Raw genomic sequence first — 16,287 nt, 5'->3', positions numbered from 1 at the left:
TGCTAGTCCCGGCGCGTGGACATTCGCAATGATTATTGATTGGATGCCGGTCAGTTGTTGGTTTGCGGCAACAGGGAAATCTGCCCAGGGGACTGTTAAGACCTCTTTATGAGTATTAGAATTAGACGATATGGAAAACGATACCGAACAGATCACTCCCGCTTCAGATTCCAAGCCGCCAGCGTCTAAACCGCGCCGTCGTTGGCTGCGCTGGCTGGCGGTTCCCATCGTCTTGCTGGCCCTGCTGTGGGGCTTCCTGGGCTGGCTGGCGCCGGGCATGATCAGCGACGCCGCGGCCAAGTGGGCAAAGAGCATAGGCCGCACGCTGAGCATGGGCGAGGTGAGGATCACGCCTTGGGACATGTCGCTGGAGGTCAGGGATCTCAAGCTGAGCGAGGGCGACGGCCGGCCGCTGTTCGCGGTGAAGCGGGCGTATCTGAACCTGGATCCGTCCATGCTCTTGATCGGCCGCTGGCAGGCGCAGGAGTTTTCCCTGGAAGAGCCGCGGCTGGCCCTGGCGCGCAACCGCGCCGGGCAGTGGAACTGGGCCAGCTTCGTCGCCGACGCCGCCGGCCCGGCCAAGCCCGAAGGGGGCTCGGACAAGCTGCCGCGGCTGATGATCAAGGCCTTGAACATCCGCAAGGGCCAGGCGCAGTTGTCCGATCAACTGGGCGGCGACGAGCGCTTCACCCTGGTGCCGTTGAATCTGTCGCTGCTGGACCTGTCCACGCTGCCGGAAAACGGCAGTTATACGATGCAGGCGGCCATGACCGACGGCACCCGCTTCAACTGGAAGGGCAGCATCAATCTGCAACCGCTGAAGTCGGACGGCGAGGCGCAGATGGCGGAGTTGCCGCTGGCCTCGGTCTGGCCCTATGTGCAGCCGCATTTCAACACCGCCGCGCCGGAAGGGCGGCTGTCCGTGTCCGCGCGCTACCATTTTGAAATGTCCGGCAAGACGCCGGAGCTGACGGTGTCGCCGTTCCGCGCCAGCCTGCTGCGCTTCGCGCTGAAGGCGCCGGGCGGCCGCAGCGAACTGACGATTCCGGAAGTCCGCGTCGAAGGCGGCGCGCTGGATCTGGCGCGTTCAATGCTGAAAGTGCAGTCCATCGAGCTGGATCAGGGGCTGGCGATGGCCGGGCGCGACCGCGACGGAACGGTGGACTGGCAGAAGGCGATTCCGGCCGCGCCGGCCGCCGCCAAGCCGCAGCCGGCGGCCGCGCCGCTGCCGTGGCTGGTGAACATCGAGGCGATCAAGCTGCGCAATTGGCGCGTGAGCTACGCGGATCAGGGTTTCCGCCAGCCCTTGGCGCTGGAGGCCAAACTACCTTTGCTGTCCGGCCGTTTCTCCTTGTCGCCGGACAACGGCTTCGCGCTGACCGGCCTGCTGGCGCGGCTGGACGAGCTGAAGCTGGGCGCGCAGGGCGCGGCGCCGGTCTTGAGCCTGGCCAGCGCCGAGCTGGCGTCCAGCCAGCTGTCGCAAAAGGGCCGTCGCATCGAGCCGGGCAAGCTGAGCTTGAGCGGCCTGGATGCGCAGGTGGAGCGCGACCGCGCCGGCCAGATCAATCTGGCCCGCTTGTTCGAGCCGGCCGGCGGTTCCAAACCGGCCGCCGCCCCGGCGCGCGCGCAAGGCGAGGCCGCGCCGGCCTGGAAGTTCGATTACCCGGAAATGGCTTTGCAGGACAGCCAGCTGCGCTGGACCGACCGCAGTCTGTCCAAGCCGGCCAGCATGACGCTGTCCGGCCTGGGCGGCACGGTGGCGGTGGACGACGGCCGGCAATTGGCGCTGGATCTGGCCGGCGGGCTCAACGGCGGCAAGCTGGCGGTCAAGGCCGATATCGACGCCGCGGCCGGCGCGCTCAAGGGCAGGCTGCGCGCCGACGGGGTGCAGCTGGCGCCGCTGGCGCCGTACGCCTTGAGCGGAACCTCGCTGCGTTTCGGCGGCGGCGCGTTGTCCGCGGATCTGAATCTGGATGTCGGCGCGCGCGGCTGGCGCGTCGGCGGCTCCGCCGGCGTGGCGCGGCTGGCGGTGTACGAGCCGGGCGAGAAGCTGCCCTTGCTGGGGTGGCGCGATCTGCAAGTGCGCGGCCTCAGCGCTCAGGGCATGCCGCTGAAAGCGACAATCAACGATGTGCGGCTGCAAGGGCCGGCGGCGCGGCTGGTGCTGGATGAAAAGCGCGAGCTCAATTTGACCCGGCTGTTCGCCGGCCAGGGCGGCAAGCCGGCGACGCCGGCGCCGTCGGCCAAGGCGGCGCCGCTGCCCTTGGTGGAGGTCCGGTCCATCCATGTGCAGGGCGGGCGGGTGCAGTTCGCCGACCACGGCATGAAGCCGGACTTCGCGTCCGACATGCATAATCTGCGCGGCTCCATCCAGAACCTGTCCACCCGCGCCAAGCAGCGCGGCAACATCACGCTGGACGGCGACGTGGACCAGTTCGGCGACGTCAAGGTGCGCGGCGCGCTGTCGCCGCTGGCGCCCACGGACAACACCGACATCACCCTGGCCTTCCGCAATATCTCCATGGGCACCTTGAACCCGTATTCGATGAACTTCGCCGGCTGGCAGGTCAAGGACGGACGCTTGTCGGTGGACCTGCGCTATCTGCTGGAGCAGCGCCAGCTCAAGGGCGAGAACCGGGTGGTGATCGATTCCCTGCAACTGGGCGACGAGCTGCCGGACAGCGAATACAAGGGCCCGCGGCTGCCGCTGCGGCTGGCGGTGGCCATTCTGGAGGACAGCGACAAGCGCATCGATCTGGACCTGCCGGTGGCCGGCAGCCTGGACGATCCGCAGTTCAGCTACGGCAAGATCATCTGGAAAGCCATCGTCAACGTGGTGACCAAGGTGGTGACCGCGCCGTTCCGCGCGCTGGGCGCCTTGCTGGGCGGCGAGGGCTTCGACGATATCCGCTTCGTGGCCGGCGAGGCCAATGTGACGCCGCCGGAGCGGGAGAAGCTGGTCAAGGTGGCCGGGCTGATGGTCAAGCGGCCCAAGCTGATGCTGTCCATCAGCGGCGGTTACAACGCCGACGCGGACCGCAAGGAAATGGCGCGCGCGCAAACCGATCTGGCGATCTTCGCCGCCGCCGGCCACCAGCTGGGCGCCGGCGAGCCGCTGCCGCTGCCGGACATGCAGGACGAGGAAATCCTGTCCGCGGTCAAATCGGTGTACGGCAAGCAGATCGGCCGCTTCAAGCTGCTGGGCCACACGCTGAAGCCGGGCGGGCCGTCCGGCGCGGCCCTGGGCAAGCTGCTGCGGGACGAGTTGATCGCCGCGCAGAGCATCACCGACGCCAGCCTGCAGCAACTGGCCAAGCAACGCGCCGCCAACGCGCGCGCGGCCATGCTCAAGACCGATCCGGCCTTGCAGGAGCGCATCCAGCTGGGCGAGCCGGTCAAGGTCTCCGCCGGCCGCGACGGGGTGCCGCTGGAGGTGAAGCTGAAGACGCCGTGAGGCGGCGGCCGCGCGTCGTGTTTTTACCCATGACAAGCGGGAAAAGCGGCGGCGGCGTGGAATAGCGCTTGATATGTGTCAACGAACGGCGTAACTACATATAGTGTAATACGCCGTTTTTCTTTTCCAGATATTGCGTATCGGACGTGTTGAAACCTTTTGCGGCCCACACGGTCCATTGCATGCTGGAAGGGGGCCGCCCTGGCCGCCGCAGGCCGCAATTCAAGAGGAACCGGGAACCATGAAGCAGGAAAACATCGCCGCCATGACCGAGCAGGACATCTCCCGCGAGGTGCTGTTGGAAAAATACGCCAAGAACGGCGAACACAGCGTGAGCGAAGTGCGCCTGCGCGTGGCCAAGGCGCTGGCGGCGCTGGAAAGCGAGCCGGCTCGTTTCGAGCCGTTGTTCTATCAGGCGCTGGAAAACGGCTTCATTCCCGGCGGCCGCATCAATTCCGCCGCCGGCACCGATCTGCGCGCCACCTTGATCAATTGCTTTGTGCAGCCGGTGGGCGATTCGGTGTCCGAAACCGAAAACGGCAAGGTGGGCATTTACGAGGCCTTGCTGCAGGCGGCGGAAACCATGCGCCGCGGCGGCGGCGTCGGCTACAACTTCTCGCGCATCCGTCCCAAGGGCGCGCGGGTCAAGGGCACCAATAGCCGCGCGTCCGGCCCGGTGTCCTATATGCGAGTGTTCGACCGCAGCTGCGAAACGGTGGAGTCCGCCGGCGCGCGCCGCGGCGCGCAGATGGGGGTGCTGGACATTTCCCACCCGGACGTGGAGGACTTCATCCACGCCAAGGACCAGGGCGATCTGCGCAATTTCAATATCTCGGTGGGCGTCTCCGACGACTTCATGCGCGCGGTGGAGGCGGACGCCGCCTGGGAACTGACCCACGCGGTGGAGCCGTCGTCCAACGCGTTCCCCGACAGTTATCAGCGCGCGGACGGCCTGTGGGTCTACCGCGCGGTGCCGGCGCGCGAGCTGTGGCGGCAGATCATGGCCTCCACCTACGATCACGCGGAGCCGGGCGTGCTGTTCATGACCCGCATCAATCAGGACAACAATCTGTCCTATTGCGAGGTGATCGAGTCCACCAACCCCTGCGGCGAGCAGCCGCTGCCGGATTACGGCTGCTGCGATCTGGGCTCCATCAATCTGTGCCGCCACGTGCGTCAGCCCTTTGGCGACAAGCCCAGCTTCGACTTCAAGAGCTTCGAGAAAGTGGTGCGCATGTCGGTGCGCATGCTGGACAATGTGCTGGACCTGACGGTGTGGCCGTTGGAAGAGCAGCAGCGCGAGGCGCAGGCCAAGCGCCGCGTCGGTCTGGGCTTCACCGGCCTGGGCGACGCGCTGATCATGCTGAAAATACGCTATGACAGCGAGGAGGGCCGCCGCTTCGCCAGCCGCATTTCCGAGGCGATGCGCGACGCCGCCTACGACGCCTCGGTGGATCTCGCCATCGAGAAGGGCGGCTTCCCGCTGCTCGACGCCGACGCCTACCTGGCCGCGCCGCATTGCGCCAGCCGGCTGCCGGAAGCGATCAAGGCGCGCATCCGCAAGCACGGCATCCGCAACTCGCACCTGTTGTCCATCGCGCCCACCGGCACCATTTCGCTGGCCTTCGCCGACAACGCCTCCAACGGCATCGAGCCGCCGTTCTCCTGGTTCTACACCCGCAAGAAGCGCATGGCCGACGGCAGCCAGCAGGAATACCTGGTGGAAGACCACGCCTACCGCGTTTACCGGATGCAGGGCGGCGACACCAACGCCTTGCCGGACTACTTCGTCTCCGCGCTGGAAATGAGCGCGCTGGACCATATGCGCATGGTGGCGGCGGTGGCGCCCTATATCGACACCGCCATTTCCAAGACGGTGAACGTGCCCGGCGATTACCCCTTCGACGATTTCGAAAGCCTCTATCTGGAAGCCTGGCGCGCCGGCCTGAAGGGCATCACCACCTACCGGCCCAATAATGTGCTGGGTTCGGTGCTGTCGGTGGAGCCGGCCAAGCCCAGCGCCGCCACGCCGCAGGACCTGTCCGGCAGCGGCGACGGCGACCCGGACCGCCGCGTGGTGCTCAACACCGCGCCGACGCCGGCGCTGTCCAGCCTGAAATGGCCGAACCGGCCCAAGCTGAAGGAAGGCAACCCGTCGTGGACCTTCATGGTGGAAGGCGACGCCGGCGATTTCGCCGTCGTGGTGGGCCATGTGGAGAACGGCCGGGTGTCGCCGTTCGAATGCTGGGTCAACGCCACGGAAGAACAGCGCGGCCTGGGCGCGGTGGCCAAGACTCTGTCCATGGACATGCGCTGCCGCGATCACGGTTGGCTGGCGGCCAAGCTGGACGCGCTGTCGCACACCAACGGCGACAAGCGCTATGTGTTCGATCTGGGCGAGCGCACCGTTTACGCCACCTCGGCCTCGGCGGCCCTGGGCCAGGTGGTGCGCCACCGCGTCGAGCAACTGGGCGCGCTGCCGGCGGACCAGAATGAGCCGACGCCGGTGATGGACGCGCTGTTCGCGCGCAAGGAGCCCAAATCGGGCACCGACGGCACCATGAGCTGGTCGGTGGACGTCAGCAACCCGCAAACCGGCGACGACTTCGTGCTCTTCATCAAGGAACTGGTGCTGCCCAACGGCCAGCGCCGGCCGTATTCGATGTGGCTGGCCGGCGCCTACCCGCGCGAGCTGGACGGCCTGTGCAAGATGCTGAGCCTGGACATGCGGGTGATAGACCCGGCCTGGATCGGCCTCAAGCTGCGCAAGCTGCTGAGCTACGCCGAGCCGCAGGGCGATTTCTTCGCCCGCATCCCCGGCGTGGAAAAATCGCAGAGCTGGCCGTCCACCGTCGCCTATCTGGCGCAGCTGATCATCCACCGCTACGCGATGCTGGGCGTGCTGACCGAGGAAGGCGTGCCGCTGGAGGAGATGGGGGTGATGGTGCCGGAGCAGAGCGATCTGTTCAGCCCGGAAGCCAGCGCCGCCTTGAAACAGGTGCCGGGCAAACCCTGCCCGGAATGCGGCAACCACGCGCTGATCAAGAAAGACGGCTGCGAGTTCTGCACCGCCTGCGGCCATGTCGGCGCTTGCGGTTGAGCTTTAAACGGGTCGACTAAATGCAATGGCCCCGGCGTTTGCCGGGGCCATTGTCGTTTGAGGCAAGCGTCAATACAGCCCGTGTTGAACCGCCTTGCTGCGGCACTGCACATAGGGCAGGCCGTTGGATTTGCCCGGGAAGGGATAGCTTTCCCCCACCTTGCTCAACATCGCCGCGCTGCTGCTCTTGCGCTGGGTTTTCTTGATCGCGCTCTTGATGGCGGCGGCGTCGCCGTCCACGAACAGCGCCAGGAAACCGCCGTCCACTTCGGACAGCTGCACGGAGCGGATAGGCAGGCCGCCGTAGTCATAACCTCCCGGCAAGGCCAGCTCATGTTCCCATACCTGATTGGGCGCGGTGCCGGCGGCGGCGGCCAGCAGTTTGGCGACGCCGTTTTCGCTGAGGTTGAGATTGTGGCAGCTCAGCTGCGCCGCCAAGGCCTTGTTCTTGCCGCCGCCGGCCTGGGCGCCGCCGGTCGCTTTGCTCAGACGATAAACGCCGTCGAAGGGCACGTCGCCGAAGGCGCTGGCGCACCGCTCCACCTGTACTTGCACCGCGGAGGCCTGGGGCAGGACGTTCATCGTGCAGATGCCTTCGCTATAGCGCCACTGTCCGCCGTTGGCCTGCAACTGTCCGCTGCCGGAGCCGGAGCGCAGTTGGCCGGGTTTGCCTTTTTGCATGACTTCCAGCTCGAACTTGCCGTTGGGACGGATGGTCAGCGTGCGCTCGAACTGTTTGTCGGAGCCGTCGTAGACGCCGGGAGCCATCGGGGCGGCGGCGCCGTCCGCGGCGGGGTCTTTTTGCAGCGCCTTCTTGATGCCGTCCTTGAGAATGGCGCCCAGGTCGAAGGTTTCGGCGTGGGCCGCCAGCGGCAGCGCCGCGGCCAGCGCCAGCGCGGCGGCGAAGCGTTTACGGTTTGAATGGGTCATGAAAGAGGCCGTTTAAGTGGCGTTGCGATGAAATGAGGTGCCGGCGTATGTCTTGATTATTTAAATTTATCAGGACATTAGCATGACTTCTGGGCAAAAACAATGTGGCGATGATGTGATAAAAACCAAGGGAGGAGGACTGGCCTTAGCGCCTGTTCAAAGGTGCTTGCGTTTCGTGAAAACATGGGGCGGGAAGCGGAGTGTTTATCGCCGTGCGCGCGCATGGCCTCTTTCGCTTTTGGCTTGCGCGGCGAGGGCTGCCCCAAGGCCAGGCGCGCCGACGCGCCAGCGTAGGCGGCGCGGCGCGTCGGGCAAGGCAGCGTCGGTTGTGTTGTGAATCGGCGCTTATAAGAGCAAACCCGCCCAGGTGCTGCCGCCGGACATCGCCGCCGCGTGCCAATGGCCAAATTCAGCGGCAAAGTGATCCAGGTGTCCTTGCAGCCGCGAACAGGGAAGGGCTCCAGGCAGCGCGATAGTCGATTTCAAGCGCATGCCCCCATGAATGTCGCGCATTTCATGCGCGGCATAGGCGATGGCTGCTCCATGACCGTCATAGGCACGCACCGCAAAGCCCAAGGGGTAGTCTTTGTCGGCTGTCATGGGGTGTTCGGTTTGGATGGGGCTGATACAGCTCATTGCGGGGCTTGGGCAAGGCTGCGGCCCTAGGCATTTGAGGGAGGGATACACGGTTTGCAGCGCCTGCGCGTCATCCATCGCCAGCATGCCCATCAACAGCGTGTGGAATAGGGCGGCATTGGTTTGAGGGAGGTCCAGAAGCACGCTGGCGGATTGCCACTCGTCGGCCGGGCGGGTCGCCTTGTCCGATTTCAGCTTCGGCGCGGTCTGCTTGCTCAAGTTGCCAAGCAGCGTGTGGCGGCTAGCGGCGGCGGGGCTGAGGCCATCCTGATGATTCGTTACCGTATGGTTTTTCATCGGGTAACTCCTTGCAATATTGCCGGTGGCGGCGCGCCGGCAGGCGCCGGCATGGCCGCTCGATTTTGATTGGGCTTGGCGCGCCCTGCTTTGCGATCAAGCCGGAGGCGGGGACAGGCGTAGGCTGTCCCCGGATTTGAGTCGTTTGCGCGATGCTGTTCGGTCTCGCGGAGGTCCGCGAGACCTTGAGCGGGCTTTAGGCCAGGTCGGAAATCACCAGCATGGCGATATTGAAGTAAATCACCAGACCGGTGCCGTCGATGAAGGTGGCGATGAAAGGCGCCGACACCACGGCCGGGTCGATGCGCATTTTCTTTAGCAGCATCGGGATGATGGAGGACACGATGGCGCTCCAGATGGTGATGGCGATCAGGGTCAGACACACCACCAAGGCCACTTCGTCGCCCACGCCCAGCATCCAGGCCCGTATCCAGGCCACCACGCCGATGGCCAGCGCAATCATGAAGGAAGTGGTCACCTCTTTGCGCAGCACCGTGCCGATATTGCGCAGGCTGACTTCGCCCATCGCCATCGCGCGCACCAGGGTGGAGGTGATCTGGGTGCCGCTGTTGCCGCCGGTGCCGATCAGCAGCGGGATGAAGAAGGCCAAGGCGATGGCGGCTTCCAGCTGCTCTTCGAACACTTGCAGGATGGTGCTGGTGTAGGCTTCCGCGAAGAACAGCAGCAGCAGCCAGGGCAGGCGCTTTTTCCACAAGCTCCACGGGGAGCTTTCCAGGTAGGAGGTCTCCAGCGGCAGGCTGGCGCCCTGGCGTTGCGCGTCGTCGGTGCCTTCGTCGCGGATCAGCGCGGCGATTTCCTTTTCGTACAGAGCGCCCAGCAGCTTGCCGCCGCTGACCACGGGCGCGAGGTCCACGCCCTTGTCTATCAGCTCCGGCACGATATCGCGGCGCTGTTGGTTAGGCTCGACGACAAAAGCGGTGGGGCCCATCAGTGCGGAAACCGGCAGCGTCAGGTCGGTTTCGGTCAGCAGGCGCTTGACCGAGAGTTGACCGTGCAGGAAGCGGCTGCCGTCGATGACGAAAATCTGGGCGGGAATGTCTTCGTCGCGCAGCTGTTTGAGCATGTGCTCGCGCGCTTCGCTGACTTTCATGTCGCGGCTGAGGGTGATCAGCGAGTCGCTCATGTAGGAGGCGACGGTTTCTTTCAGATTGACTTCGTTTGCCTGAGCGGTAGGCAGGGTGATGCTTGCAAAAGACATTTTGAGGTATTCCCCGTTAGCTGTTTTATAACCACAAACAGTTGTCACAATGGGGGCGTAAACCAGAAGAGAGAGTGCAGAAAAGCTATCTCCGCGTCTAAGTTTTGGCACTATGCAACGTATCCCGACTGCATGCGGGAAGTCACTTTGGGCTATACCTTAATCCGATAAAGCCTGTCCTAACCTTGGGCGTCTCTCGACGTCGTCAGATCAGTGACCTGTGTTTGCATAGGAGCCTCGCCGAACGAGACACTGCATCTGAGAGCCTATTCAATTGTCCGCGTTTGTAAGGCGGGACGCGGTGACTGGGTGTTCAGAATGCTCGCGCGCCGTAGGCGCATTCGCATCTTCAACTCTCCTCGCCTTGTCTCGCTTTGCTCGACGGACTGTGAACGGACTCTGAGAACCGCGTGATTCCTTGCCCGGGAGCCGCGTGCGGCTTGGGCGAGATCATGTTCACGGCTCTGAATGGAAGGCCGGGCGCGTGGCCGGGCGATTCCGGCGCCGGACTCGACGCCGCTCTAGCGGCGGTGCGTCGCGTTGGGCGCGATGTTATTGGACGGCGACCTCCTTAAGCTTGGCTTGCGATTAGGGTTTCGGGAGCGCGGGCGGGCGGCATGCGCCGCCTGCCTGCGCCGTCTTCGTCGCGACCGGTGTCATGGTGCAGTGCAGTAGAGCCGCGACGAATAACGGTTATGAAAGAATGGTTATCAAGTAGTTCCGTAATTTTTCACAGTTTGTGTAATAAAACTCGTTTGCATGAATATTTTTCGCAAACATGCCATACGGCCGCAGGATGGATGCCGCTCACATATGTTTTTCGAATTGGCTGACCAGACGGCGCAGATCGCTGGCGGTGGTGTGCAGCTTCTGCGCCACTTGCAGGGTGGCGGCGATGCTGTGGCTGTTCTGTTCGGTCAGCGTGCTCATGGTTTCCATGCTCTGGGCCACTTCGGTGGAGGCGGACGATTGCTGCTGCAGCATATTGGCCACGCTGGAGGAGGACTCCGCCACTTTCTCGTTGGCGTTGCGGATCGCCTCCAGGCCCTCGGCCGCCGCTTGTATGGTTTCCTCGGCGGTATGGACCTTGTTCACCGCGGCCTTCACTTCCTCCAGCGCCTCTTGCGAGCGTTCGCGCAGGAAGGACACCGATTGTTCTATCTCCAGCGTGTTGCCGGCGGTGCGTTCCGCCAGCTTGCGCACTTCGTCCGCCACCACGGCGAAGCCGCGGCCCTGTTCGCCGGCGCGCGCGGCTTCTATTGCCGCGTTCAGCGCCAATAGATTGGTCTGGTTGGCGATGTCCTTGATCACGCCGGTGACGGTGTTGATCGACTCCACCGATTGCTCCAGCTTGATGATGATGTCGCGGGTGCAGGACACCTCGCTGACCACGGCCTGGGCCGCCTGGCGGGTGTCGCTCATCTGAGCCTCGCCCTGGCTGGCCAGTTCGGTGGCCTGGTCGGCGAACTCGGCCCCGGTGCGGGTGGATTGCGAAATCTCGTTCACCGACACCGACAGCTGCTGCAAGGCGGCCGCCACCCGGGTGATGCCTTCCAGCGTGGATTCGCCGCGGGCGTTCAGCGATTCGGCTTCGGCGTGGGTGGCGGTGGCGGCTTCGCTGACGTCCTCTGCGCCGGCGACCACGTCGGCCAGGATGGCGCGCAGGTGGATGCGCAGGGTTTCCATCTCCTCCAGCACCGCGCGCGGCTCGCGCGGGCCGGAGGGGGGAATCTGGGCGCTGAAGTCGCCTTCGGCCAGCCGCATCAGCGCGCGCTGCGCCGCGTCTATCGGCCGCGCCAGCCAACGCCCGGCCAGATAGGAGGCCGCCAAGGCCCAGACCGCCGCCAGCGTCAGCAGCGTCAGGCGCAAGGCGCCGTCCGCGGCGGCGCCGGCCAGGATCAGCGCTGCGGCGGGCAATTGCGCGCACAGTAACAGCGAGGCCGTCGTCGGCGGGGCGGCGTGGCGGGTTTCCGGAAACGCCTGACTCCGTTCGCGGACGCGGGCGTAAAGCTGCTCGGCGTCGGCGGTCTGCTGTTTGGACGGGGCGCTGCGCACCGACATATAACCCACCGGCTGGCCGCCCTCGCAGATGGGCGTGACATAGGCCTCCACCCAATAGAAATGTCCTTGTTTGGTGCGGTTCTTGACCAGGCCCTTCCAGGGGCGGCCGGTCTTGATGGTGCTCCAGAGGTCGTCGAAGGCGGCCTGAGGCATGTCCGGATGGCGGACGATATTGTGCGGCTGCCCGATCAATTCTTCTTCGCTGAAACCGCTGATATCGATGAAGGCGCGGTTGGCGTAAGTGATCTGGCCTTTCAGGTTGGTCTTGGTGACGATGGGGCGGTGGGGCAGCAAAAACACCTCGGTGCCATCCACGGGAAGATTGCTTCTCATTGCCGGGCCTCCTGCTTGACGTTGCCGGTATACGACGCGGGCGCCGGACGCGCTCATTCAATTTGGGTCAATCCGGGCTGTGGCCGTCGTTTTTCGCGCTATTTGCTTGATTGGACTGGGATTTCATCTTGGCGGTCTCCAATGGTGATATAGAACAAAAACGCGCTCTCATGCGGCAAAGTTTGATGCGATTTTGATAAGAGCGGAAAAAACCATATCTGGAAATTCACCGGCAAATTCAGCATCTTCCTATTCCTTACACTTGGGCCGGCTAAGGAAAATAGCGCTCTGAAAGGGACAGAGAACATGCCATGGAACCGATAACCGCCAAACCCGGCCCGGCGCCGATGCGGGTTTTGATCGTGGACGATCACGATTTGCAGCGTTGCGCGCTGAGCCAGGCTTTGCGCCAAGTGGGCATCGACCGCATCGACGAGGCGCGCGACGGCGCCGACGCGCTCGAGCGTTTGCAGCGACATCGCTACGACTTGATGATCAGCGATCTCAATATGCCGGGGATGGACGGCATCCTGCTGTTGCGGCATCTGTCCGGCCTGCCGGCGGTGCCGCCCATCGTGTTCAACAGCTCGCTGTCCAAGGACATGCTGATGGGCGCTTACCGCGTGGCCGCGTTTCACAATCTGCCGGTGATAGGCAGCCTGAACACGCCCTTGTCCATGGAACAGCTATGCAAGCTGTGGGAAACGGTGGCGCGCCGGCCGGCATGGGACGGGGCGTCGTCGGATTTCGACCGTCAGGAGCTGGAGCGGGCATTGCGGTGCGGCGAAATCCTGCCCTGGTATCAGCCGCAGGCCGATTCCGCCCGGCTGAGGGTGGCGGGGGTGGAGGCGCTGGCGCGATGGCGTCATCCGGAGCGGGGGTTGCTGGAGCCCTCGGCGTTCTTGCCCGGTCTGGAGCACTACGGTCTGGACGAAGACTTGTTCTTCGTCATTTTCCGCGCGGCGGTGGAGGACTATCGCCGTTGGAGCGGACAAGTGGCGCTGTCCGGCCTGAGGGTCTCGATCAATCTCACCGCCAGCCAGTTCTGCAACCCGGATTTGCCGTCCAGCCTGGCCGAGGCGGCGGAGGAACTGGGCATGGCGCCGGCCCTGTTGACGCTGGAGCTGACCGAAACCCAGCGGCTGAAAAACATCTATCAGGCGCTGGAAAACGTGATACGGCTGCGCATGGCCGGTTTCCGCGTGTCCTTGGACGATGTGGGCTGCGGCTACAGCGGCCTGGAGTATCTGCGCGAACTGCCGGTGAGCGCGATCAAGATAGACCGTTCGCTGGTGGCCGGGGCCGCTGACGACAGCGTGGCGCGGGAGATTCTGGAATCCACCATCCGGCTGGCCAAGGACCGCAATATCCAGGTGGTGGCCGAAGGCATAGGCGAAGAGGCGGATTTGCAATTGATGCTGAGGCTGGGCGTGGACTATGTGCAAGGCTATCTGCTGGGCTGGCCGATGCCGGCCGAGGAAGTGCCCGATTATCTGCGCCGGCGCGGGCAGGCTTGAGCGCAGGGCTCAAGGCCGGCCCGCGGACCGTGAACAGGTTCTCAGCCCGGCTTGCCGTCTGCGCGCCGCCGCCAGTAGCTGGGCATGAAGGCGCGGCCCCAGACCGCCAGCGTCAATAGCCAGCCCAGGGCCGCCGCGCCGTACAACCAGCCGGACCAGACGCCGGGCAGCATTTCGGTGGTTACCCGGGTCAGCGCCAGCCAGTGCGCGGCCAGGTAGAGCCGCCACAAGCCGGGGCCGGCCTGCAGCGGCTGGCCGGAGTGGCCCAGCGTCACCCGCGACACGAAGGCGATCATCATGGTCAGGAAAAAGCCGACGGTGACCGCGTGCAGCGCCGCCAGCGCCAGGCGCGGCGAAGCCAGCCAGCCATTGAGCGCGTATAGCCCGAAGCCGACCGGCAGCCAGGCGAAAGCCAGGTGCAGCATGCCCAGCAGCCTGACCCGCAACGCCGCGACCAGCCGCCAGCGCCAGCTGACGTAAGCCAGCAGCGCGGCCATCGCCGCGTCCAGCGGCCAAGCGGGCAGGCCGAAGCCGTCCAGCAGGCCATGACCCAAGGAGCCGGCCAGCAGCGCGGCCAGCAGCCAGCCCGGCCGCCAGGGCTGGTACTCCGGCAGCGCGTTGGCGGAGAAGAAGGGCAGCATGCGATGGCAGACGGTCAGAAACACCGGCAGCAGAAAGCCCCACAAGGCCAGATTGCGCATCCACAGCCAGGCCTGGCCGTCCTGGAAGATCAGCCAGTAAGCGCCGGCCAGCAGCGCCAGCGCGCCGCAGAACAGCGCGGCCAGCACCGCGCAGGCGTGGCGGCGGTCCGCTTGAGGGCTGGCCAGCAGCAGGCAGGCGAAAGTCAGCGTGAGACCGCTGAAGCCCAGCGTGTACAGCGCGTGGCCGATCAGCGTCCAGGAGATGCCCAGCCACAGCCCGGCCAGCCACAGCAGCAGCCCGCCCACCATCAGCGCCGGCACGCCGACGAAGATAAGACGGCCGGGCGGCTCCACGCCCAGCCAGCGCGGGCCGGCGGTGAACAGAAAGCCGGTCATGAACAGCGGGAAGAAGCCGAACAACATCAGGAAGCCGTGGGCCAGCGAGGAGGGCACCGCCAGCGCGGCGTGGACGCCGAGCAGGCGGCTGGTCAACTCGGCGCTCCAGGCGGCCAGCAGCAGGATGGCGAACAGCATGCCGGGCAGAAAGGCGGCGCGATGCGGCGCCTGGGCCAGCATCGCCGCGGGGTGGGGGTGTTTCATCGCGGGCTCGGGATAAGGTGTGGGCGCCTCAGTATCGCCGCGTCCTGGCGGACGCGGACATGATTTGGATCAAGGCTTTCCGAGCCTGCCTTCCAGGCTCAGGCGCGCTGCTGCAGCAGCTCCGACACGTCGCGCACCACTTGCACCACCTCCTTGGCGCCGGCGCGGATCTCGGCGATGGAGTCGCGCGCCTGTTCGGACAGCTGCAAGCTGGTGTCGGCCAGGCCGCGCACCTGTTGCATGGAGGTGATGGCGGACTTGGAGTCCTCCTGGATGCTGCGCACGATGCCGGAGATCTCGCCGGTGGATTGGCTGGTGCGCTCGGCCAGCTTGCGCACCTCGTCCGCCACCACGGCGAAGCCGCGGCCCATCTCGCCGGCGCGCGCCGCCTCGATCGCCGCGTTCAAGGCCAGGAGATTGGTCTGGTCCGCAATCTCGCTGATGGTGCTGATGATGGTGCCGATCTGACCGGAGCTGTCGCCCAGCTTGGTGATGATGATGGAGGAGCTTTCCACGCTGGACGCCACCTTGGTGATTTCGCTGGCGGCCTGTTCCAGCACCGCGCTGCCCTTGACCGACAGTTGCTCGGTATTGACCGAGACTTCCACCGCGGACTGGGCGTTCTCCGCCTGGGCCTGCAATTGCTGCACCCGGCGGCTGATGTCCTGGGCGAACTTGACCACCCGCACCGGCTTGCCGTTGAGGTCGTAGACCGGGTTGTACGTGGCTTCCAGCCAGATGATCTGCCCGTTTTTGCTCAGGCGCTTGAACTGGCCCTGGAAAAACTTGCCCTGGCGCAGCTGGCGCCAGAACTCCGCGTAGTCCGGGCTGGCGGCGTAGTCGGCGTCGCAGAGCATGCGGTGATGCTTGCCGCGGATTTCGGCCAAGGTATAGCCGAAGGTGTTGAGGAAGTTTTCGTTGGCGTCCTGGATATTGCCGTCCAGATCAAACTCGATCTGGGCCATGGAGCGGCTGATCGCCAGGCGGATGGCCTGGTCGTTCTGTTCCTGATGCACTTGGTCGGAGATGTCGGACGCCACTTTGACCACGCCGCACACCTGGCCGTCGCTGGACAGCACCGGGGTGTAGCTGGCTTCCAGCCAGATTTCCTCGCCGTTCTTGGCGTAGCGGCTGAAGCGGCCGTTGACCGGCTCGCCGCGTTTCAGCTTTTGCCAGAACTCGGCGTAGGCGGCGCTGGAAACATGGTTTTTATCGCAGAAGATGCGGTGATGCTTGCCGATGACTTCTTCGCGCCGGTAGCCCATGGTGCGCAGGAAGTTTTCATTGACGTTGGTGACGATGCCGTCGGGAGTGAATTGTATCATCGCCATGGAACGGTCGATGGCGGACAGCATGCCGCGCAGGCCGTCCAGTTGGCCGGTCAGCTCGTTGAGCTGCTCCTTGAGTTTTCCGGAAAAAAAGGGCATGGCTGCCTCCATTGTAATTGCCATCCAGGAGTGCCATTGGAGCACGCCAACCTCATTTCAAACTAATACATT

9 protein-coding genes and 1 riboswitch are annotated in these 16,287 nt (G+C 64.8%); of the genes, 3 read left to right on the top strand and 6 right to left on the bottom strand.

Annotated elements, in window-relative coordinates; translation table 11 throughout:
* Positions 1–130 precede the first annotated feature (130 nt).
* Positions 131–3,454, top strand: a complete 3,324-nt coding sequence (locus ACODRW_RS21155; protein ID WP_253314391.1) for a DUF748 domain-containing protein — start codon at positions 131–133, stop codon at positions 3,452–3,454.
* Between the two features lie 241 nt (positions 3,455–3,695).
* Positions 3,696–6,554, top strand: coding sequence for an adenosylcobalamin-dependent ribonucleoside-diphosphate reductase (locus tag ACODRW_RS21150; RefSeq protein WP_488906632.1), 2,859 nt, complete (start codon positions 3,696–3,698; stop codon positions 6,552–6,554).
* A 69-nt stretch (positions 6,555–6,623) separates the two neighbouring features.
* Here ACODRW_RS21150 and ACODRW_RS21145 read toward each other — a convergent pair whose 3' ends face one another.
* The 4 genes from ACODRW_RS21145 to ACODRW_RS21130 all read right to left on the bottom strand — a co-directional run bounded on the left by ACODRW_RS21145 (position 6,624) and on the right by ACODRW_RS21130 (position 12,030).
* Complete coding sequence (locus ACODRW_RS21145; protein WP_488906631.1) at positions 6,624–7,484, bottom strand: hypothetical protein; 861 nt, start codon at positions 7,482–7,484, stop codon at positions 6,624–6,626.
* A gap of 345 nt (positions 7,485–7,829) precedes the next feature.
* Positions 7,830–8,417 carry a hypothetical protein gene (locus ACODRW_RS21140; protein ID WP_488906630.1) on the bottom strand — a complete coding sequence of 196 codons (588 nt, stop codon included), beginning with the start codon at positions 8,415–8,417 and terminating at the stop codon, positions 7,830–7,832.
* A 196-nt stretch (positions 8,418–8,613) separates the two neighbouring features.
* Positions 8,614–9,636 (bottom strand): magnesium transporter, encoded by a 1,023-nt coding sequence (locus tag ACODRW_RS21135; protein WP_227107802.1) that lies wholly within the window; start codon positions 9,634–9,636, stop codon positions 8,614–8,616.
* 82 nt (positions 9,637–9,718) lie between these two features.
* Positions 9,719–9,892, bottom strand: a riboswitch (M-box (ykoK) riboswitch).
* A 551-nt stretch (positions 9,893–10,443) separates the two neighbouring features.
* A complete protein-coding gene (locus tag ACODRW_RS21130) occupies positions 10,444–12,030 on the bottom strand; it encodes a methyl-accepting chemotaxis protein (RefSeq protein WP_486635403.1) in 1,587 nt (528 codons plus the stop codon).
* A gap of 311 nt (positions 12,031–12,341) precedes the next feature.
* Between ACODRW_RS21130 and ACODRW_RS21125 the strand changes: the two genes are divergently transcribed.
* Positions 12,342–13,547, top strand: a complete 1,206-nt coding sequence (locus tag ACODRW_RS21125) for an EAL domain-containing response regulator (RefSeq protein WP_227107804.1) — start codon at positions 12,342–12,344, stop codon at positions 13,545–13,547.
* A 41-nt stretch (positions 13,548–13,588) separates the two neighbouring features.
* Here the strand turns inward: ACODRW_RS21125 and ACODRW_RS21120 are convergent, their stop codons facing one another.
* Both ACODRW_RS21120 and ACODRW_RS21115 read right to left on the bottom strand, forming a co-directional pair.
* Complete coding sequence (locus ACODRW_RS21120; RefSeq protein WP_488906629.1) at positions 13,589–14,788, bottom strand: NnrS family protein; 1,200 nt, start codon at positions 14,786–14,788, stop codon at positions 13,589–13,591.
* 98 nt (positions 14,789–14,886) lie between these two features.
* The gene (locus ACODRW_RS21115) at positions 14,887–16,215 is read right to left on the bottom strand and encodes a methyl-accepting chemotaxis protein (RefSeq protein ID WP_227107807.1); all 1,329 of its coding nucleotides are present in this window, start codon (positions 16,213–16,215) and stop codon (positions 14,887–14,889) included.
* Positions 16,216–16,287 lie beyond the last annotated feature (72 nt).

The sequence above is a fragment of the Chromobacterium sp. FG89 genome, assembly GCF_057808735.1.
This window is presented reverse-complemented; position numbering and strand designations above follow the sequence as displayed.

Coding starts and splice junctions, on each gene's coding strand:
- ACODRW_RS21155 (WP_253314391.1), top strand. CDS start 131: ATGGAAAACGATACCGAACAGATCACTCCCGCTTCAGATTCCAAGCCG.
- ACODRW_RS21115 (WP_227107807.1), bottom strand. CDS start 16,215: ATGCCCTTTTTTTCCGGAAAACTCAAGGAGCAGCTCAACGAGCTGACC.
- ACODRW_RS21120 (WP_488906629.1), bottom strand. CDS start 14,788: ATGAAACACCCCCACCCCGCGGCGATGCTGGCCCAGGCGCCGCATCGC.
- ACODRW_RS21125 (WP_227107804.1), top strand. CDS start 12,342: ATGGAACCGATAACCGCCAAACCCGGCCCGGCGCCGATGCGGGTTTTG.
- ACODRW_RS21145 (WP_488906631.1), bottom strand. CDS start 7,484: ATGACCCATTCAAACCGTAAACGCTTCGCCGCCGCGCTGGCGCTGGCC.
- ACODRW_RS21140 (WP_488906630.1), bottom strand. CDS start 8,417: ATGAAAAACCATACGGTAACGAATCATCAGGATGGCCTCAGCCCCGCC.
- ACODRW_RS21135 (WP_227107802.1), bottom strand. CDS start 9,636: ATGTCTTTTGCAAGCATCACCCTGCCTACCGCTCAGGCAAACGAAGTC.
- ACODRW_RS21130 (WP_486635403.1), bottom strand. CDS start 12,030: ATGAGAAGCAATCTTCCCGTGGATGGCACCGAGGTGTTTTTGCTGCCC.
- ACODRW_RS21150 (WP_488906632.1), top strand. CDS start 3,696: ATGAAGCAGGAAAACATCGCCGCCATGACCGAGCAGGACATCTCCCGC.